The organism is Nocardia gamkensis NBRC 108242, assembly GCF_001612985.1.
Taxonomy (GTDB): domain Bacteria; phylum Actinomycetota; class Actinomycetes; order Mycobacteriales; family Mycobacteriaceae; genus Nocardia; species Nocardia gamkensis.
In genome coordinates this window covers 110654-128154 of record NZ_BDBM01000009.1, presented here as the reverse complement: position 1 = coordinate 128154, position 17501 = coordinate 110654, and the positions used below count along the sequence as shown (strand labels likewise).

17 protein-coding genes and 2 tRNA genes are annotated in these 17501 nt (G+C 68.5%); 12 read left to right on the top strand and 7 right to left on the bottom strand.

The window, feature by feature from the left end; all coding sequences use genetic code 11:
• The first annotated feature begins 13 nt into the window (after positions 1 to 13).
• The 3 genes from gltX to NG1_RS10710 all read left to right on the top strand — a co-directional run bounded on the left by gltX (position 14) and on the right by NG1_RS10710 (position 1908).
• Positions 14 to 1504, top strand: coding sequence for a glutamate--tRNA ligase (gene gltX / locus NG1_RS10720; RefSeq protein WP_062969884.1), 1491 nt, complete (start codon positions 14 to 16; stop codon positions 1502 to 1504).
• A 114-nt stretch (positions 1505 to 1618) separates the two neighbouring features.
• Positions 1619 to 1690: transfer RNA gene (locus NG1_RS10715), tRNA-Gln, on the top strand.
• 145 nt (positions 1691 to 1835) lie between these two features.
• Positions 1836 to 1908 (top strand) — tRNA-Glu (locus NG1_RS10710).
• Between the two features lie 528 nt (positions 1909 to 2436).
• Here the strand turns inward: NG1_RS10710 and NG1_RS10705 are convergent.
• The 3 genes from NG1_RS10705 to NG1_RS10695 form a co-directional block, all read right to left on the bottom strand.
• Positions 2437 to 2616: a DUF5302 domain-containing protein gene (locus NG1_RS10705; RefSeq protein WP_062969883.1), complete on the bottom strand. Its 180-nt coding sequence runs from the start codon at positions 2614 to 2616 to the stop codon at positions 2437 to 2439.
• 148 nt (positions 2617 to 2764) lie between these two features.
• Positions 2765 to 3265, bottom strand: a complete 501-nt coding sequence (locus NG1_RS10700) for a PPOX class F420-dependent oxidoreductase (RefSeq protein ID WP_062969882.1) — start codon at positions 3263 to 3265, stop codon at positions 2765 to 2767.
• A gap of 33 nt (positions 3266 to 3298) precedes the next feature.
• A complete protein-coding gene (locus tag NG1_RS10695; RefSeq protein WP_040868418.1) occupies positions 3299 to 4000 on the bottom strand; it encodes an IclR family transcriptional regulator in 702 nt (233 codons plus the stop codon).
• A 155-nt stretch (positions 4001 to 4155) separates the two neighbouring features.
• Here NG1_RS10695 and leuC point away from each other — a divergent pair, with 155 nt between their 5' ends.
• From leuC to NG1_RS10680, 3 genes are all read left to right on the top strand, one after another.
• Complete coding sequence (leuC, locus tag NG1_RS10690; RefSeq protein ID WP_062969881.1) at positions 4156 to 5577, top strand: 3-isopropylmalate dehydratase large subunit; 1422 nt, start codon at positions 4156 to 4158, stop codon at positions 5575 to 5577.
• Positions 5578 to 5616: 39 nt separating this feature from the next.
• The gene (gene leuD, locus NG1_RS10685) at positions 5617 to 6225 is read left to right on the top strand and encodes a 3-isopropylmalate dehydratase small subunit (protein ID WP_040868414.1); all 609 of its coding nucleotides are present in this window, start codon (positions 5617 to 5619) and stop codon (positions 6223 to 6225) included.
• 156 nt (positions 6226 to 6381) lie between these two features.
• A complete protein-coding gene (locus NG1_RS10680) occupies positions 6382 to 7032 on the top strand; it encodes an HU family DNA-binding protein (protein WP_062969880.1) in 651 nt (216 codons plus the stop codon).
• 193 nt (positions 7033 to 7225) lie between these two features.
• On the opposite strand, the gene NG1_RS10675 is transcribed toward NG1_RS10680, so the two are convergent.
• The 3 genes from NG1_RS10675 to cofC form a co-directional block, all read right to left on the bottom strand.
• Positions 7226 to 8134 (bottom strand): NUDIX hydrolase, encoded by a 909-nt coding sequence (locus NG1_RS10675; RefSeq protein ID WP_245659853.1) that lies wholly within the window; start codon positions 8132 to 8134, stop codon positions 7226 to 7228.
• A 50-nt stretch (positions 8135 to 8184) separates the two neighbouring features.
• Positions 8185 to 10356, bottom strand: a complete 2172-nt coding sequence (locus NG1_RS10670) for an RNA degradosome polyphosphate kinase (protein ID WP_062969879.1) — start codon at positions 10354 to 10356, stop codon at positions 8185 to 8187.
• A 71-nt stretch (positions 10357 to 10427) separates the two neighbouring features.
• Positions 10428 to 11111 (bottom strand): 2-phospho-L-lactate guanylyltransferase, encoded by a 684-nt coding sequence (gene cofC, locus NG1_RS10665; protein WP_062969878.1) that lies wholly within the window; start codon positions 11109 to 11111, stop codon positions 10428 to 10430.
• Positions 11112 to 11142: 31 nt separating this feature from the next.
• Here cofC and NG1_RS10660 point away from each other — a divergent pair, with 31 nt between their 5' ends.
• Together NG1_RS10660 and NG1_RS10655 are read left to right on the top strand one after the other, a co-directional pair.
• Positions 11143 to 12138 carry an NAD(P)H-dependent glycerol-3-phosphate dehydrogenase gene (locus NG1_RS10660; protein ID WP_062969877.1) on the top strand — a complete coding sequence of 332 codons (996 nt, stop codon included), beginning with the start codon at positions 11143 to 11145 and terminating at the stop codon, positions 12136 to 12138.
• 88 nt (positions 12139 to 12226) lie between these two features.
• Entirely contained in the window at positions 12227 to 13330 is a 1104-nt protein-coding gene (locus tag NG1_RS10655) for a D-alanine--D-alanine ligase family protein (protein ID WP_062969876.1), read from the top strand.
• 125 nt (positions 13331 to 13455) lie between these two features.
• Here the strand turns inward: NG1_RS10655 and NG1_RS39220 are convergent, their stop codons facing one another.
• Positions 13456 to 13968 (bottom strand): DUF3515 domain-containing protein, encoded by a 513-nt coding sequence (locus NG1_RS39220; RefSeq protein ID WP_373686136.1) that lies wholly within the window; start codon positions 13966 to 13968, stop codon positions 13456 to 13458.
• Between the two features lie 455 nt (positions 13969 to 14423).
• Between NG1_RS39220 and thiL the strand changes: the two genes are divergently transcribed.
• Genes thiL through NG1_RS10630 form a run of 4 tightly spaced genes read left to right on the top strand, consistent with a single transcriptional unit; the run spans position 14424 to position 17499 of the window.
• Positions 14424 to 15590 (top strand): thiamine-phosphate kinase, encoded by a 1167-nt coding sequence (gene thiL / locus NG1_RS10645; protein WP_062969874.1) that lies wholly within the window; start codon positions 14424 to 14426, stop codon positions 15588 to 15590.
• Between the two features lie 11 nt (positions 15591 to 15601).
• The gene (locus tag NG1_RS10640; RefSeq protein WP_062969873.1) at positions 15602 to 16285 is read left to right on the top strand and encodes a uracil-DNA glycosylase; all 684 of its coding nucleotides are present in this window, start codon (positions 15602 to 15604) and stop codon (positions 16283 to 16285) included.
• A 52-nt stretch (positions 16286 to 16337) separates the two neighbouring features.
• The gene (locus tag NG1_RS10635; protein WP_062969872.1) at positions 16338 to 16577 is read left to right on the top strand and encodes a hypothetical protein; all 240 of its coding nucleotides are present in this window, start codon (positions 16338 to 16340) and stop codon (positions 16575 to 16577) included.
• A 58-nt stretch (positions 16578 to 16635) separates the two neighbouring features.
• A complete protein-coding gene (locus NG1_RS10630; protein ID WP_040868398.1) occupies positions 16636 to 17499 on the top strand; it encodes an alpha/beta fold hydrolase in 864 nt (287 codons plus the stop codon).
• The last annotated feature ends 2 nt before the right edge of the window (positions 17500 to 17501 follow it).

The window sequence follows — 17501 nt, the reverse complement described above, 5'->3', positions numbered from 1 at the left end:
TCGAAAGAGAGCCATGACTGAAGTACGGGTCCGATTCTGCCCGTCACCGACCGGAACGCCGCACGTCGGCCTGATCCGGACGGCGCTGTTCAACTGGGCCTATGCCCGCCACCACGGTGGCACATTCGTCTTTCGGATCGAAGACACCGATGCCGCACGCGATTCCGAGGAATCCTACCGCGCGATTATCGACGCGCTGCGCTGGCTCGGGCTCACCTGGGATGAGGGGCCGGAGGTCGGCGGCCCTTACGAACCATATCGTCAGTCGTTGCGAAAAGATCTGCACCTGGACGTGGTTCGGCGTTTGCTGGAGGCCGGTGAGGCGTATGAATCGTTCTCCACACCGGAGGAAGTCGAAGCTCGCCATCGTGCCGCCGGACGCGATCCGAAGCTCGGTTACGACAACTACGATCGCGATCTGACGCCCGAGCGGATCGAGGCCTACCGGGCCGAGGGCCGCCCTGCCGTTATCCGGCTGCGAATGCCCGACGAAGACCTGTCCTGGAACGATCTGGTGCGCGGCGAGACCACCTTCAAGGCGGGCAGCGTGCCGGACTTCGCGCTCACCCGTGGCAACGGCGATCCGCTGTACACCCTGGTCAACCCGGTCGACGACGCGCTGATGCGGATCACCCACGTGCTGCGCGGCGAGGACCTGCTCTCCTCGACGCCGCGCCAGCTCGCGCTGTACGCCGCGCTGCGCCGGATCGGGGTCGCCGAATTCACTCCCGAGTTCGGTCACCTGCCCTTCGTCATGGGTCAGGGCAACAAGAAGTTGTCCAAGCGTGATCCGGAGTCGAATCTGTTCGCCCACCGCGACCGCGGCTTCGTTCCTGAAGGTTTGCTGAATTATCTCGCGCTACTCGGCTGGGGACTGTCCGAGGACCGCGATGTTTTCTCCATGGCGGAGATGGTCGAGGCCTTCGATATCTCGAAAGTAAATTCGAATCCGGCCCGTTTCGACCAGAAGAAGGCGGACGCGCTCAACGCCGAGCACATCCGATTGCTGGCGCCGGGTGATTTCGCTCACCGGCTGCGGGAGTATCTCACCGAACACGGGCATATCGGCGCGGAAATCGACGAGAAGGTGTTCGCCGAGGCGGCGGAACTCGTACAGACCAGGATCGTCGTGTTGTCCGACGCCTGGGAACTGTTGCGTTTCCTGTTCGCGCCCGCGGACGAGTTCGCCATCGACCCCGCCGCGGGTGCCAAGAATCTCGGTTCCGGCGCCGCCGAGGTATTGCAGTCCGCTATTACCGTGTTGGAGCCGTTGACCGACTGGACCGCCGAAGCGATCGAAGAGGCGCTGAAAAAGGCGCTGATCGATGATCTGGGTCTGAAACCGCGCAAAGCCTTCGCGCCGGTGCGGGTGGCGGTCACCGGGTCGCATATCAGCCCGCCGCTGTACGAATCGCTGGAACTGCTCGGCCGCGGCGTCACCCTGGACCGGTTGCGCTCGGCGTTGCACTGGAAAGAAGCGGGCCCGGACGCGTCCGAAGGCTGAAAACATGGCTTTGACCAGGCGATTTGTAGTTCACCCTCACCCGTTTGGTACTCTTCTTCTCGGCCCGGAACACGGTCTCGAGTCATCCAGACGCGAGGCTGAACGCCTGGTCATTGGGGTATGGTGTAATTGGCAACACAGCTGATTCTGGTTCAGCCATTCTAGGTTCGAGTCCTGGTACCCCAGCGGAGTGGGTTGTTCGACTTCGGTTCGCGGCCGAAATCAATCAACACCTGGCGATTTGGTCGCCGGGCCTCGGCCGGTTAAGCTAGCCGAGCCTCCTGATCGAAAGATCACCACGGCGCTCCTCGCGACAGTGAGAAGCAGTCCTGGCCCCGTCGTCTAGCGGCCTAGGACGCCGCCCTCTCAAGGCGGTAGCGCGGGTTCGAATCCCGTCGGGGCTACGCGAATGAAAGGCCCATGCTCATAGAGCATGGGCCTTTCTCGTTTCACTATGTCTTGTGGGGTGCTCACCCCCGCCCGGAGCGCTTCGCCCCCGGGCCTGCGGCGAGGTCTACGCCCCGCCTGCGAGCTGCGGCTGATGGGATCGACTCAGCGAGCCACGTGCTCGCTTCGCCGCGACGGCAGCGTGGGATGCCCAAGTGATCGGGTTACGGCCAGGGCCCTCCGAGATACAGCGCACTCAGTTGTGGATTTCGTGTAGAGCCGCGGATCGGGCTCGCGGACACGGCGTGCGCCGGTGCGGCCGCGCTCGTGGCTCGGTCCGCGACGTGGCTGTTCGCGCTACTCCGGATATCGGGCTGCTGTCGGCGGCATGACGCCTTCGCCGGTCCCGGATGTCCAGCTGCCGGAGAAGCCGACCCGGCGGGGTTCGCCGAGACCCGTGTGCCCCTCGACTCGTCCGACCCGAACGGGCGCAAAAGAAAGGCCCTCCAGCGATCTTGCTGGAGGGCCTTCGCCGTCTGCGCGGACTATCCGCTCTTGCGCCGGAATTCCCGCTTGTGGCCGACCGCGGTGTGTGCCGCGGACGCCTTGGACCGCCCGTCGAGGTGGTCTGCCGCGCGGGCGTTCTGCTGGTTCTTGCGCTCCAGTGCCTCCCGGAACTTGCGCTTCACCTCGTCGGCGCCATTGGACTTACCCGAATCCGCCATCGCTGCTCCTCGTCGTCGCGGTCGCGCAGCGCGTCCTCGCGGGCGGCGCTGCCCGGCCGATTCCTGTCGAACACCCCGACGCTAGCCGGTGCGGGGCGGTTGTGTCAGTTGGATTTCGGGCGCGTCGCGCGACCCGGGCGCGGGCGGGTCAGTCCAGCGCCCGCGCGGTGCTGCCGCCGAGGGGCATGGCCGGGAGGCCGAGCTTGCGATGATCCCAGCTGCGCGTGCGCTCGGGCACGACCCGCACGGCGACCCGCTTGTGCAGCATGGCCTCGACCATCGGCCGCACCTCCTCGCTGTAGGGGCCGGTGTAGCGCTCCCAGACGCTCACGCCGACGGCGAAGAGTTTCCCGGCGTCCTCGATGATCTCGGCGCGGCCCTCGATGGCCACGCCCCTGAGCTGGTCGTAGGTGTCGCCCGCCTCGACCATGCAGGTGACCCGGGGATCGCGGCGCAGGTTCACCGCCTTCTGCGACTTGGCCTTGGTCTCGAACCAGATCTCGCCGTCGATGAGCGCGTACCACATCGCGGTGAGGTGCGGCGTGCCCTTCGGGCCGATGGTCGCCAGCGTCGCGATCCGGCTGCGCTGCAAGAAATCGGTGATCTCGGTGTCGGACATCACGATCTGTGCCCGTTGGTTGACTCCCATGGGCCCACTGTAGAGAGCCCGATGTGAAACGCGTTACAGGCGCTTGTGCAGTGCCTCGGCCGCCGCGACCAGATCCGCCGCCCACCGGGCGCCCGGCCTGCGGCCCATCCGATCGATCGGCCCCGACACCGACACGGCCGCGACCACGGTGCCGCCGGCGTCCCGCACCGGCGCGGAAACGCTGGCCACGCCTGCCGCGCGCTCGGCCGCGCTCTGCGCCCACCCGCGCTTGCGCACCTCGGCCAGCGCCCGCTCGCCGAACACCGCGTCCGTCAGGATGGTGCGCTGGAGTTCCGGGTCGGCCCACGCCAGCAGCACTTTGGCCGCCGAACCCGCGGTGAGCGGCAGTCGGGCCCCGATCGGCACGGTGTCGCGCAGTCCGACGGGGGGTTCCAGCGCCGCGACGCAGACGCGGGCGTTGCCGTCGCGGCAGTAGAGCTGGACGCTCTCGCCGGTGATCTCGCGCAACCGGGGCAGGATGGCCGAGGCGGCCTCGAGCAGCGGGTCATCGGCGCTGGTCGCGAGCTCGGCAAGCGCCGGACCAGGCCGCCAGGTGCCGTTGCTGTCGCGAGCGAGCAGGCGATGCACCTCCAGGCCGACGGCCAATCGGTGTGCGGTGGCGCGGGGCAGGCCGGTGCGCGCACAGAGCTCGTTGAGACCCGAGGGATGCTCGGCTACGGCGTACAGGACCGCCACTGCTTTGTCGAGGACGCCGATGCCGCTATGCTGTCTCATAGAACGATACTAGCGTCTCGAATGTTGAGAAATCCACCTTCACCGGTACGTGCCCTCAGCGTTCGGACCAGGCGCAGCTATCCCAACTCGTGCAACCGTCGCCGCGTCGGAGTCCAGATCGCGGAACGGCTGCTTCGTCCGAAAGGTGATCGACAATGGCCGAACCGCGCACGCTGGCCGAGAAGGTATGGGACCAGCATGTCGTCGCTCGCGGGGAAGGTGCGGGTGCCTCGCGCGAACCGGACCTGATCTACATCGACCTGCATCTCGTCCACGAGGTGACCAGTCCGCAGGCCTTCGACGGGCTGCGCGCCGCGGGCAGGCCGGTGCGGCGGCCGGATCTCACCATCGCGACCGAGGACCACAATGTCCCGACGATCGATATCGACAAGCCGATCGCCGACCCGGTTTCGCGCACCCAGGTGGAGACGCTGCGGCGCAACTGCGCGGAATTCGGTGTGCGACTGCACCCGATGGGCGACCTCGATCAGGGCATCGTGCACGTGGTCGGGCCCCAGCTGGGCCTGACCCAGCCGGGCATGACCGTGGTCTGCGGCGACAGCCACACCTCGACGCACGGCGCGTTCGGGGCGCTGGCGATGGGCATCGGTACCTCCGAGGTCGAGCATGTGCTTGCCACCCAGACCCTCTCGCTGCGCCCGTTCAAGACGATGGCGATCACGGTGGACGGCGCCATGCCCCCCGGCGTGACGAGTAAGGACCTGATCCTGGCCGTCATCGCGAAGATCGGCACCGGCGGCGGCCAGGGCTATGTCCTGGAGTACCGCGGCGAGGCGATCCGGGCCATGTCGATGGAGGCCCGAATGACGATCTGCAACATGTCCATCGAGGCGGGCGCGCGGGCCGGCATGATCGCCCCGGACGAAACGACCTATGAATTCCTCGAGGGACGGCCGCACGCCCCGCAGGGAGCCGATTGGGACGCGGCGGTGGCCGCCTGGGAGGCGCTGAAGACCGACGAGGGCGCCGTTTTCGATGCCGAGGTGCACATCGACGCCACCGAGCTGACCCCGTTCGTCACCTGGGGTACCAACCCGGGCCAGGGCGCCCCGCTGGGCGAGACGGTGCCCGACCCCACCGCCTTCGCCGACGAGGTGGCCCGCGAGTCCGCGGAGAAAGCTCTGCGTTACATGGACTTGGAGCCGGGTACTCCGCTTCGACAAGTACCGATCGACACCGTATTCGTCGGTTCGTGCACCAACGGACGCATTGAGGATTTGCGTGCGGTGGCCGGGATTTTGAAGGGACGCCATGTCGCCGACGGCGTGCGAATGCTGGTTGTACCGGGGTCGATGCGGGTTCGCGCACAGGCGGAAAAAGAAGGACTCGGCGAGATTTTCACCGCGGCGGGCGCCGAATGGCGGCAAGCGGGCTGCTCAATGTGCCTGGGAATGAATCCGGACCAGCTCGAGCCCGGCCAGCGTTGCGCGTCCACCTCGAACCGCAACTTCGAGGGCAGGCAGGGTAAAGGCGGCCGTACGCACCTCGTTTCCCCCCTCGTAGCGGCCGCGACAGCGGTCCGCGGAACACTGTCGTCGCCTGCGGATCTGGACTGACCGGCCCCGATTCCCTCGAACAAACCCAGGAGATTCGTAATGGAAGCCTTCACCGTGCACAAGGGCATCGGAGTGCCGCTGCGCCGCTCCAATGTCGATACCGATCAGATCATCCCGGCGGTCTACCTCAAGCGGGTCACGCGGACCGGATTCGAAGACGGCTTGTTCGCCGCATGGAGGTCGGATCCGGACTTCATTCTGAACATCGCGCCTTACAACAGCGGTAGTGTGCTGGTGGCGGGTCCGGATTTCGGTACCGGGTCGTCTCGTGAGCACGCTGTTTGGGCGCTGGCGGACTACGGCTTTCGGGTGGTCATCTCATCCCGGTTCGCCGACATCTTCCGCGGCAATGCGGGCAAGGGCGGTGTGCTCGCCGCTCAGATGTCACAGAACGATGTCGAAATGCTCTGGAAGTTGCTCGAGGAACAGCCCGGCTTGGAATTGGTAGTGGATCTCGGGGCGCGCACGGTGACGGCCGGAACCGTCGTGTTGCCGTTCGATATTGATGACTACACCAGGTGGCGTCTGCTGGAGGGATTGGATGACATCGGGCTGACGCTGCGCCAGGAGGACGCGATCACCCGGTTCGAAAAGGCAAGGCCAACATGGAAACCCACTACCCTCCCGGCACATATTTCGCAGACGTAATCACCCCGATCGGTTAGCTGGACAGCCGGAGTTGCGGTAGCTGGACGTGTGCTAAACCACATGAATTTTGGCGTGGCACATAGACTCTTGCCCAAAGTGGGTTTACCGTGGTACCTAGTCGGTCCGACGACGGGCCATTAGTCTGCGGAGGATTCAATGAACAAGGCGGAACTGATCGACGTTCTGACCGAAAAGTTGGGTACGGACAGGCGCACGGCCACCGCGGCAGTCGAGCATGTGGTCGACACCATCGTGCGCGCGGTGCACAAGGGTCAGAGCGTCACTATCACCGGTTTCGGTGTGTTCGAACAGCGTAAGCGCGCGGCTCGCGTCGCACGGAACCCGCGTACCGGCGAAACCGTCAAGGTCAAGCCCACTTCGGTGCCCGCGTTCCGCCCCGGCGCTCAGTTCAAGGCGGTGATCGCGGGTAAGCAGAAACTGGCCGCGACCGGGCCCGCCGTCAAGCGTGGGGTGAATGCGCCGGTGGCCGCGAAGAAGGCGGCGGCGAAGAAGACGGCGGCGAAGAAGACCGCCGCCAAGAAGTCGACGCCGACCAAGGCTCCGGCCAAGAGCACGGCCCGTAAGGCCGCCGCCAAGGCCCCGGCGAAGACCACCGCGCGCAAGACGACCGCTACCAAGACCGCTGCGAAGAAGGCGCCCGCGAAGAAGACCGCGGTCGCGAAGAAGGCTCCGGCCAAGAAGACGGCCACCAAGGCCACGGCGGCCAAGAAGACCACCACCGCCGCCAAGAAGACCCCAGCGAAGAAGACCGCGGCCAAGAAGGCCTCGGCTCGCGGAACCCGCTGATCTCGAGCCACCGCCGGATCGGCGCTGAATGCGCGGCCCCACCACCGGGCCCATTCGCCTCAACGTCGAGACGGCCCCGGGAGACACCCGGGGCCGTTTTCGGCTGTCCGCCTGCCGTGGCCTCATCCTCGCGGCGCCGTTGTCGTCATCGGCGCCCGCCGACCCGCGCGGTGACGGGGAAGTTGCCGTCGTATCAGGACTCCGCGTCGTAGGCTGACAGCGATCGATCCAGATGGTCGGCGGCCACCAAGCGGTGGCCGACGAACGACAGCACCCACACACTGCCCTTGCGATTGCGCGCCGACGGCAGCGTGATCCCGTCGCGTTCGGCCAACCAGCCCAGCAGATCCGGGATCACCTTGCCCTGACTGCAGACGACGCGAACGGCCTTGTCCGACACCAGGGCTCGCAGACATTCCCGGGCCTCGTCCGGATGTTCGGCGTACCCGGTCTCGGAAAACACCGGCTCCTCGATGATTTCGGCGCCGAGCTTCTCCGCCAGCGGCGCCACGGTCTGCACACAACGCAGGGGAGGAGCCGAATAGACCTGAGATGCGCCGAATGCCAAGAGATTCGGCGTGAGCGCGCGCGCCTGCGTCTCACCCTCGCGGTCGAGCGGACGCTGCTCGTCGGGACCGTTGTAGCGGTCCCTGCGGCCTGCTTTGGCATGCCGGATCAGAAGGAGGGTGTCGGTGCGTGCGGGCAGCCGGGTGAAGGCGCGCACCACTTGCCGATCCATCGGATACGACAACTGGTCCATCACCCGATCCAGCGGGTGCCAGCTGAGCACGTCCACTTCGGAGTTGGCGGTGAACTCACCGCCCGCCTGCTCGGCGGCCCAATAGTCGACCCGCTTGAGCTTGCGGTGGCCCGGAATCGGATAGGTCACGTGGCCGAGGTAGCGGCCGAGCCTGCACTCCAGCCCGGTCTCCTCGCGGACCTCGCGAACCGCGGCCAGCACTGGTGTCTCACCCGGATCGAGCTTGCCCTTCGGCAGCGACCAATCCTCGTACTTGGGGCGGTGGACGAGCGCGATCTCGATCGTCCCCGCCGACGATTCACGCCACAGCACCGCCCCGGCGGCGTAGATATTGGCAGTCACCCGGGGATCCCAGATCGGGCCCCCCTCCTGCTCGAACCCCGTTTCGGCGTTCACTGCTGTTCTGGCCTCCGCAGCCGCATCAAGAACTCCTGATGATCTCTGATCTTGTCCCCGTCGCCGGATTGTCCCGGCGATGCGCGCCAGGTGCCGTCCGGTTGCAACACCCAGCAGCGCGTGTTCGGCGACAGCGCGGAGTCGAACACCCCGTGCAGTTGCTCGGTCAACCGCGGATCCTTCACCTGCGCCATCACCTCGACCCGCCGATCCAGGTTGCGGTGCATCATGTCGGCGCTGCCGATCCAGTACTGGTCCTGCGCCTGGAAGTGCAGGACGCGGGAATGCTCCAAGAACCGGCCGAGGATGGAGCGGACTTCGATGTTCTCGCTCATACCGGCCACGCCGGGGCGCAGCCCGCAGATGCCGCGCACCACGATCCGCACCGGCACGCCCGCCTGCGAGGCCCGGTACAGCGCGTCGATGATCTCCTCGTCGACGATCGCGTTGGCCTTGATCAGGATCCGGGCGTCCTCGCCCTGACTCGCCAGCTCGGTCTCGCGCTGGATGCGCTCGATGATGCCGGAGCGCACGCCGTGCGGGGCGACCAGCAGATTGCGGTAATTCTCTTTTCGCGAGTAACCGGTCAGCGAATTGAACAGGTCGGTCAGGTCGGCGCCGATTTCCGGTGCCGCGGTGAGCAATCCGACGTCCTCGTAGAGGCGCGCGGTCTTCGGGTTGTAGTTGCCGGTCCCGATATGGCAGTAGCGGCGGATGGTCGCGCCCTCGCGGCGCACCACCAGGCAGGTCTTGCAGTGCGTCTTCAGGCCGATCAGGCCGTACACCACGTGCACGCCGGCCTGTTCCAGCGCGCGGGCCCATTTGATGTTGGCCTGCTCGTCGAAGCGCGCCTTGATCTCCACCAGGGCGACCACCTGCTTGCCCGCCTCGGCCGCGTCGATGAGCGCGTTGACGATCGGGGAGTCGCCGGAGGTGCGGTAGAGGGTCTGCTTGATGGCCAGCACCTGCGGGTCGGCGGCGGCCTGTTCGATGAAACGCTGCACGCTGGTGGAGAACGAGTCGTACGGATGGTGCACGAGCACGTCGCCCTCACGCAGCGCGGCGAAGACGTTGCGCGGCGTCTCGCGCTCGCCGAACGCGGGCGGTGTCGCGGGGACGTAGGGGGTGTCCTTCAGATTCGGCCGGTCCACGCCGTACACCTGCCAGAGGCAGGACAGGTCGAGCAGGCCGGGCACCTCGATGACGTCGCCGGGGTCCACGTCCAACTCCCGCAGGAGCAGATCGAGCATGTGCTCGGTCATGTCGTCGGACACCTCCAGTCGCACCGGCGAACCGAACCGCCGCCGAGCCAGCTCGCGCTCCAGCGCCTGCAGCAGGTCCTCGTCGCGATCCTCGTCGACCTCGAAATCCGCGTTGCGGGTGATCCGGAACGAATGGTGCTCGACCACCTCCATGCCGGGGAACAGCAGGTCCAGGTGCGCGGCGATGAGCGCTTCCATCGGCAGGAAAGCGGCGATCGGGGAGCCGGATTCGGTGCGGCGCACGCGGACGAACCGGTCGACGTTGTCGGGCACCTTGACGCGGGCGAAGTGCTCGCCGCCGGTCGAGTAATCCTTCACCGTCACCGCGAGGTTGAGACTCAGCCCGCTGATATAGGGGAAGGGATGGGCCGGGTCCACCGCGAGCGGGGTGAGGACCGGGAACACCTGATCCTGGAAGTAACCCGAGAGGCGCTCGCGCTCGCCGTCGTCCAAGTCGCTCCAGTCGATGATCGCGATGCCCTCGGCCGTCAGCGCGGGCAGCACGCTGTCGAGGAAGACGCGGGCATGCCGCACCGCGATCTCCTGCGTACGCGCGGCGATCAGTTCCAACTGCTCGCCGGGCGACCGGCCGTCGGCCGAGCGCACCAGCAGGCCGGTCTCGGCGCGGCGTTTCAGTCCCGCGACCCGGACCATATAGAACTCGTCGAGATTCGACGCGAAGATCGCTAGGAACTTCGCACGCTCCAGCAACGGGAGCGACGCGTCCTCGGCGAGGGCGAGCACGCGGGCGTTGAAGTCCAGCCAGCTCAATTCACGATTGAGGTAGCGATCGCGTGGCAACCGCGCAGCCGTCTCGTCGGCGGACAGGGGTGTCGCCGCCGGGGGTGGCGTGGGAAGCAACGGCTGCTGCTTGACGGTTTCCGTATCGCTCACGCCAACGATCATCCCCTACCGGAGAGCACCCGCGCATCCCGCGAGCGCGATCGACGTGTGTCTCACACCACCACGGCGACCGGCTAGCACACGTGTGGAACGGGTTCGTGAACGCCGCCCGGCCAGCCGATGTCGTGCAGGACAGCACGGGTCGCGTTTCCGGCCCCGAGCGCCACCGCGCGGTCCAAGTCGGCGGCGGTGTCGACGTCCAGGCGCAGCCCCGGCCAGTCCCCGGTGAGATCGACCGCCCCCGCCTCGATGTGGCTGCGCGCCGAACCGGGGCCGAAGCGGGGGTCGAGCGCGGCGACCGGGTCGCGAACCACGAGTGCGGCGGTGCCGCTGCCCTCGTGGTCGACCACGATCGAGCGCAGTCCGCGCGGGGCGGCGGCGAGCATGTCCGAGAGCTCTTCCGGGCGCAGCGCGGGCAGATCGGCTTGCAGCGCGAGCAGATCGATCGGCCCGTGCGCACCGCGCAGCGCGGCGGCGGTGGCGGCCAGCGCGGTGTTCAGCCCGCCGGCGTGCGGTCCGCGCGGTTCCGGATGGACGTCGGCGCCCAGCGCGCGGGCCAGGTCCGCCACCTCGGGATCCGGCGTGACCACGGTGACCGACACGACTTCCCCGACCGCCGCGGTGGCGGTCACGGTGTCGGTGAGCATGGCCAGCACAAGGCGTGCCCGGTGCTCCGGGCGCAGCCGGTCGGCCAGTCGGCTCTTGGCCTGATCGAGGCTCTTGACCGCGATCACGGCATGCACGGCGTGCGGGCGCATGCGAGCAATCCTTCCATGGCATATTGGGCTGATGACGAGGGTGGCAGTGCTGGGCGCGGGATCGTGGGGCACCGCGTTCGCGAAGGTGTTGGCGGACGCGGGAACCGAGGTCACGATCTGGGCCAGGCGCCCCGAGGTCGCCGCGGCGCTGGCCTCCGAACATCGCAATCCCGATTACCTGTCGGATATTCCGCTGCCGCCGATCGCGGCGACCCACGACCCGGCGGTGGCGCTGGACGGAGCCGACATCGTCGTGCTCGCGGTGCCGTCGCAGTCGCTGCGCGCGAACCTCGCGGCGTGGAAGGGATTGATCGGGGCCGACGCCACCCTGCTGAGCCTGGCGAAAGGGATCGAGACCGGCACGCTGCTGCGGATGAGTCAGGTGATCGAGGAGGTCACCGAGGCGGATCCGAGCCGGATCGCGGTGCTGTCCGGGCCGAACCTGGCGCGCGAAATCGCGGTGGGCCAGCCCGCCGCGACCGTGATCGCCTGCTCGGACAACGACCGCGCCGTGGCGGTGCAGCACGCCAGCGCGACCGGATACTTCCGGCCCTACACCAACACCGACGTGGTCGGTTGCGAGATCGGCGGTGCCTGCAAGAACGTCATCGCGCTGGCCTGCGGTATCGCGTCCGGAATGGGTCTGGGCGACAACTCGATCGCCAGCCTGATCACCCGCGGTCTGGCCGAGATCATCCGGCTCGGAGTGGCCCTCGGCGCCGAGCCGGTGACGCTGGCGGGCCTGGCCGGAGTCGGTGACCTGGTCGCCACCTGCACCTCGCCGCTGTCGCGCAACCGGTCGTTCGGTCATGTGCTCGGCGCGGGCGGGTCCATGGAGGCCGCGCAGTCGGCCACTCATGGCCAAGTCGCCGAGGGTGTGAAGTCCTGCACATCGGTGCGCGCGCTGGCCGAGCGGCAGGGTGTGGAGATGCCGCTGACCACCGCCGTGCATCAGGTCTGCCATGAAGGACTCTCCGTGCGCGAAGCGGTCGGCAACCTGCTCGGGCGGCGGATGAAGCCGGAGTGATCCCGGCTCCGCCCCGCGTGGGCGGAGGCCGGAGTGTCCGGGACGGTCAGGCGTGGGATCGCGTAGTGAAACGGGTACGGTTCGGGGCATGACGAACCGGATCAGGGTGGCAGTGGTCTTCGGCGGGCGGAGCAACGAGCACGCCGTGTCCTGCGTATCGGCCGGTAGCGTGCTGCGTCATCTGGACCCGGAGAAGTACGAGGCCGTGCCGATCGGCATCACCACCGAGGGCAGCTGGGTGCTCGGCGGTGCGGAGGTGGCCGCGCTCGGCATCCACGATCGCGCCCTGCCCTCGGTGGACGCCGCGGGCACGGCACTCACCCTGGCCGCGGACCCGAGCCGCTCGGGGGCGCTGATCGCGCTCGACGATCCGAGCGCCGCGCTCGGCGCGGTCGACGTGGTCTTCCCGATCCTGCACGGACCGTTCGGTGAGGACGGCACCCTGCAAGGAATGCTGGAACTCGCCGGAGTCCCCTATGTCGGCCCCGGTGTGCTGGCCAGCGCGGCGGGCATGGACAAAGAGTTCACCAAGAAACTGCTCGCGGCCGAGGGACTGCCGGTCGGCACCCAGGTGGTGCTGCGGCCCGGCACCGCGACGGTCGCCGAGGAGGACCGGCTGCGCCTCGGCCTGCCGGTGTTCGTCAAGCCCGCCCGCGGCGGTTCGTCGATCGGCATCACCCGCGTCGGCGACTGGAACGACCTCGATGCCGCCATCGCGGCGGCGCGCGAGCACGACCCGAAGGTGATCGTCGAAGCGGGCATCGTCGGACGCGAAGTGGAGTGCGGGGTCCTGGAATTCCCGGACGGCCGGGTCGCGGCGAGCGTGGTCGCGGAGATCCGGATGCCGGAGACCGGCACCATCGCCGACGCGCCTGCCTTCTACGACTTCGACACCAAATACCTCGACGACGTCTGCGAATTCGACGTCCCCGCCAAGCTGGACGACGAGGTCTCCGACCAGATCCGGGAACTGGCCGTGCGAGCCTTCCGCGCGCTCGACTGCCAGGGCCTGGCGCGGGTCGATTTCTTCGTCACCGAGCAGGGACCGGTGATCAACGAGATCAACACGATGCCGGGATTCACCGCCATCTCCATGTACCCGCGCATGTGGGAGGCCACCGGCGTCGACTTCGCCGGACTGATCTCCTCGCTCATCGACACCGCGCTCGCCCGCGGCACCGGCCTGCGTTGAGCCCGCTCCCCTCGGAACTCGGTCCCACTCCGGTTCACGTTCGGCTCTGATCGCCTGCGCTGTGCGCCGCGGGGCGAGTGGTTCGCGCAGGCTTTCGCGGACCGATCGGCGCACGTTGCTCGCCGTCAGTTGGGCAGCGGTCCCGGGTCGATGGGCTGGGTCGGGAGGTGGGCGGTGATGGTGTCGGAGACTTCTTGCAGCGGCGTGGGGCCGGAGCCGTCGGGGACGGTGAGAGCGACGTAGGTCCCCCGGTCGACGGCGAACCAGGTGCTCGCCGCGGCGGCTTGGTCGCGGACCTCGAACCACTGCACGCCGTCGACGATCTGCAACGGCGAGGCGCGGTTGAATTCCAGCGGGCGATCCAGCCCGCAGCGCAGGACGATGGCGTCGCCGCCTTCGGTGCGCTGCCAGGCGCGGGTGGCGGGCGGCGCGGGCTCGACCAGGGTCGATTTGGTGAACTCACCCAGGTTCGCGGGCAGGGTGGGCAGCAGCTCGGCGCAGGCCGGACCCTCCGCCGCCGGGGCGGGGACGGGGCCGAGCACCAGCGGTTCACGCTCGACGGGCGCGCGGCGCGCGAGCACGGCGGCCACGATCACGGCGACGACCAGCACGACCGGAAGCGCCACGGCGGTCGCGATGAGCGCGGGCGAGTACTGGTGCGCGGTGGCCTGCGCGGGCGGGTTGTCCGGTTCGCCCGCTGCTGCGGAGTCTTCGGCGTCGCTCTCGTCTGCTGCGGAACCTCCGGTGTCGCTCTCGTCTGCTGGGGCGGGCGAGTCCTCGGCGTCGCTGTCCCCGGTGCCGTTGTCCGGTGTCGCGGCGTCGGCGCTACTCACCGCATCGTCCGTGTGCCCGGACTTGCGGGATTCGGTAGCGGCTTCCGGGTGTTCGTCCCGCTGCTCGGAATCGCGGTCCGGCGAATCCGCCGCCATGATCACCGATCCTTTCTGGTGCGCGTCGCCCTGGTCGGCAGCCGCGCAGCGGTGGACCGGGCCGGAAGTACTCGAATGCCTCCGAAAGGGTACCGTCGGGCTCGTTCCAGCAAGCACCGCGCCGGAGAGGATCGGTCATCAGCGCCAGCAGGGCCCCGAGGACAGTGCGTGAACTGGGGGAGTTCGCGCTGATCGACCGCATCAACGCGGGCCGGGTGCAGGCGCCGGGTGTGCTGCTCGGCCCCGGCGACGACGCGGCGCTGATCGCGGCTCCCGACGGCCGGTTCGTGGTGACCACCGACATGCTCGTGCAGGACCGGCATTTCCGGCTGGACTGGTCCAGCCCCGAGGACGTGGGCCGCAAAGCGATCGCGCAGAACGCCGCCGATGTGGTCGCCATGGGTGCCACACCGACCGCGTTCGTCGTCGCGCTCGGCTGCCCCGCCGATACCCCGCTCGAGGTGGTCGACGGACTCGCCGACGGCATGTGGGCCGAGGCGGCCAGGGCGGGGGCGTCCATCGCGGGCGGCGACCTGGTCCGCAGCCGGGAACTGGTCGTCTCCGTCACCGCCTTCGGCGATCCGGGTGGTGGCGCGCCGATCACGAGAGCGGGTGCGCGCGTGGGGGATGTCGTCGCGGTGGCGGGCCGGCTCGGCTGGTCGGCCGCGGGCCTGGCCGCCTTCACCGCCGGGGTGACCGGCCCCGAGGTCGCCGAAGCGCTTGCCGCGCACCGCGTCCCGCAGCCGCCGTACGCCCTCGTCCTGGATGCACTGGCCGGTGGTTCTCCCGGAGGGTCGGAACTCACTGCCGCTGAACCGTTTTCGGCTCGCGCCGCATCCGATGTGGCCGCGCTGGATTTCGAGACCGTCTCGCTCGAAGCCCGAGCCCCGGAATCGTCGTCCCGGCCCGCGCCGCTCGGTCCCGAACCGGAAACGCGTACCGCGTCCGGAGGTCCAGCGCCGGGAGCGCCCGGCCTCGGGCTGCACGCGCTGACCGACGTGTCCGACGGGTTGCTCGCGGATCTGGGGCACATCGCATCGGCCTCGGGCGTGGCCATCGACCTGGATTCGGCCGCATTGCGCGACCCGGCGCTGGAGCTCGTCGCCGCTCGGCTGGACGCCGATGCGGCGCAATGGATCCTGACCGGCGGTGAGGATCATGCCTTCGCGGGCGCGTGGGCGCCGGGCCGCGCGCTCCCACCCGGATGGGTCGTGATCGGGCGAGTCGTGGCCGGTCGCGGGCTTACCGTCGACGGCGTCGCGCAGACGGGCGGCGGTGGGTGGGAATCGTTCCGTGGGGCGGAATCGCCGTCCGGCGGCGAGCCACGCTAAGTTGTGCGGTCATGGGCGCGAAACCACTGTCGGAAATCATGGATCCGGGCTGGGCGAAGGCACTCGAGCCGGTGGCGGATCGGATTTCCGCCATGGGCGAATTCCTTCGTGCCGAGAACGCCGCGGGCCGTGGCTACCTACCGTCCGGTGAGAACGTCCTGCGCGCCTTCCAGCGTCCGTTCGACGCGGTGCGCGTGCTCGTGGTCGGCCAGGATCCCTACCCGACGCCCGGCCACCCGATGGGGCTGAGTTTCTCCGTGGCGCCGGATGTTTCGCCGATCCCGCGCAGCCTGGCCAATATCTTCGCCGAATACAGCAAGGATCTCGGCCACCCCACGCCCTCCTGCGGCGATCTGAGCCCATGGTCGGACCAGGGTGTGCTGATGCTGAACCGCGTGCTCACCGTATCGCCGGGTAAGCCCGCTTCGCACCGCGGCAAGGGCTGGGAGGAGGTCACCGATCAGGCGATCCGCTCCCTGGTCGCCAGGGACGAGCCGTTGGTGGCGATCCTGTGGGGCCGCGACGCGGCGACGCTGAAGCCGCTGCTGGTCGAGGCCGAGGTCCCGTACATCGAGTCCGCGCATCCGTCGCCGCTGTCGGCGTCTCGTGGGTTCTTCGGTTCCCGCCCCTTCTCTCGAGTGAACGAACTACTCGACGAACTGGGTGCCGAACCGGTTGACTGGCGCCTGCCCTGAATCGGGCGTCTGTGTGTGATCGACCGAGAGTTAACGAGTGAGGAGCTGTTCCATGCACAACACCACCGTTCGCGGCGCGCTGCGCGGCACCACCGCGACCCTGGCCTTCTGTGCCGCTTTGACCAGCGGCGCGGCCGTCGCGGGAGCGGCCCCCCTGCGGCTCGAGCCCGCCACGGAGACCACGACGGCTCCGGTCGCCGAGGAATACACCTCCAGCGGCTCCTCCACCCTGTCCGCGTCGGTGAACGCCAAGATCGCGTGCCTGTTCTTCGTGGGCAATCTCGGCTGCTGAACCCTCGATTCGCCGGGTTCGCGCCGGCGCGGAACAGCGTTGTGCGATCCTACAGATCGTGAGTAATGCGAACAATCTTCTCGAACCGTCCCGGCTTCGGCTGCGCGGTTCGGGCGGAATCGAGCTGGCCGCCGATCAGTTCGGGCCGGTCGACGGCCCGCTCGTCGTCTTCTTGCACGGTGGCGGGCAAACCCGGCATTCGTGGAAGAAGACCGGCGCCCGGCTGGGCGCGTCGGGGATGCGGGTCGTCACGGTCGACGCCCGCGGCCACGGCGACAGCCAGTGGGCGCCGGATCGTGACTACCGCCGCCAGACCATGGTCGACGACCTGTTGCTGGTGCTGGAACAGTTGGGCGCCCCCGCGGTGGTCGTCGGGGCCAGCATGGGCGGGATCACCGGGCTGCTCACCACCGCGCGGCCCGGCGGAGCGGCGATCAGCGCCCTGGTGCTCGTCGACATCGTGACCCGGCCCGAGCCGGAAGGGGTCGCCCGGGTGATCGACTTCCTCGGCAAGCATCGCGACGGCTTCGACAGCATCGAACAGGCGGCCGACGCGGTCGCCGAGTACCTGCCGCACCGTCCGCGGCCGAAGAGCACCGAAGGCCTGCTGCGCAACCTGCGCGAGCGCGACGGTCGCTGGTACTGGCACTGGGATCCCGAGATGCTCGGCGACCGGCCGGAGGACCCGTCCGCGATGATCGAGCCGATGGAGGACGCGGCGCGGGCGCTGCGCATCCCGGTGCTGCTGGTCCGCGGCATGCGCTCGGATGTGGTGAGCGCCGAAGGAGCCGAGGCGTTCCAGCGGCTGGTGCCGCATGCCCAGCTCGTGGAGATCGGCGGCGCCGCGCACACCGCCGCCGGTGACGACAACGACTCGTTCACCGACGCGGTGGCGAAATTCGTCCTCTCGACCCTCGAGTGACG

What these genes read in the sequence shown, in the direction of transcription:
- NG1_RS10640 (WP_062969873.1), top strand. Translation starts at nt 15,602, where the DNA reads ATGGGCGCGAAACCACTGTCGGAAATCATGGATCCGGGCTGGGCGAAG.
- gltX (WP_062969884.1), top strand. Translation starts at nt 14, where the DNA reads ATGACTGAAGTACGGGTCCGATTCTGCCCGTCACCGACCGGAACGCCG.
- NG1_RS10670 (WP_062969879.1), bottom strand. Translation starts at nt 10,356, where the DNA reads ATGATCGTTGGCGTGAGCGATACGGAAACCGTCAAGCAGCAGCCGTTG.
- NG1_RS10680 (WP_062969880.1), top strand. Translation starts at nt 6,382, where the DNA reads ATGAACAAGGCGGAACTGATCGACGTTCTGACCGAAAAGTTGGGTACG.
- NG1_RS10695 (WP_040868418.1), bottom strand. Translation starts at nt 4,000, where the DNA reads ATGAGACAGCATAGCGGCATCGGCGTCCTCGACAAAGCAGTGGCGGTC.
- NG1_RS10700 (WP_062969882.1), bottom strand. Translation starts at nt 3,265, where the DNA reads ATGGGAGTCAACCAACGGGCACAGATCGTGATGTCCGACACCGAGATC.
- NG1_RS10705 (WP_062969883.1), bottom strand. Translation starts at nt 2,616, where the DNA reads ATGGCGGATTCGGGTAAGTCCAATGGCGCCGACGAGGTGAAGCGCAAG.
- NG1_RS10655 (WP_062969876.1), top strand. Translation starts at nt 12,227, where the DNA reads ATGACGAACCGGATCAGGGTGGCAGTGGTCTTCGGCGGGCGGAGCAAC.
- NG1_RS10660 (WP_062969877.1), top strand. Translation starts at nt 11,143, where the DNA reads ATGACGAGGGTGGCAGTGCTGGGCGCGGGATCGTGGGGCACCGCGTTC.
- leuD (WP_040868414.1), top strand. Translation starts at nt 5,617, where the DNA reads ATGGAAGCCTTCACCGTGCACAAGGGCATCGGAGTGCCGCTGCGCCGC.
- leuC (WP_062969881.1), top strand. Translation starts at nt 4,156, where the DNA reads ATGGCCGAACCGCGCACGCTGGCCGAGAAGGTATGGGACCAGCATGTC.
- NG1_RS10635 (WP_062969872.1), top strand. Translation starts at nt 16,338, where the DNA reads ATGCACAACACCACCGTTCGCGGCGCGCTGCGCGGCACCACCGCGACC.
- cofC (WP_062969878.1), bottom strand. Translation starts at nt 11,111, where the DNA reads ATGCGCCCGCACGCCGTGCATGCCGTGATCGCGGTCAAGAGCCTCGAT.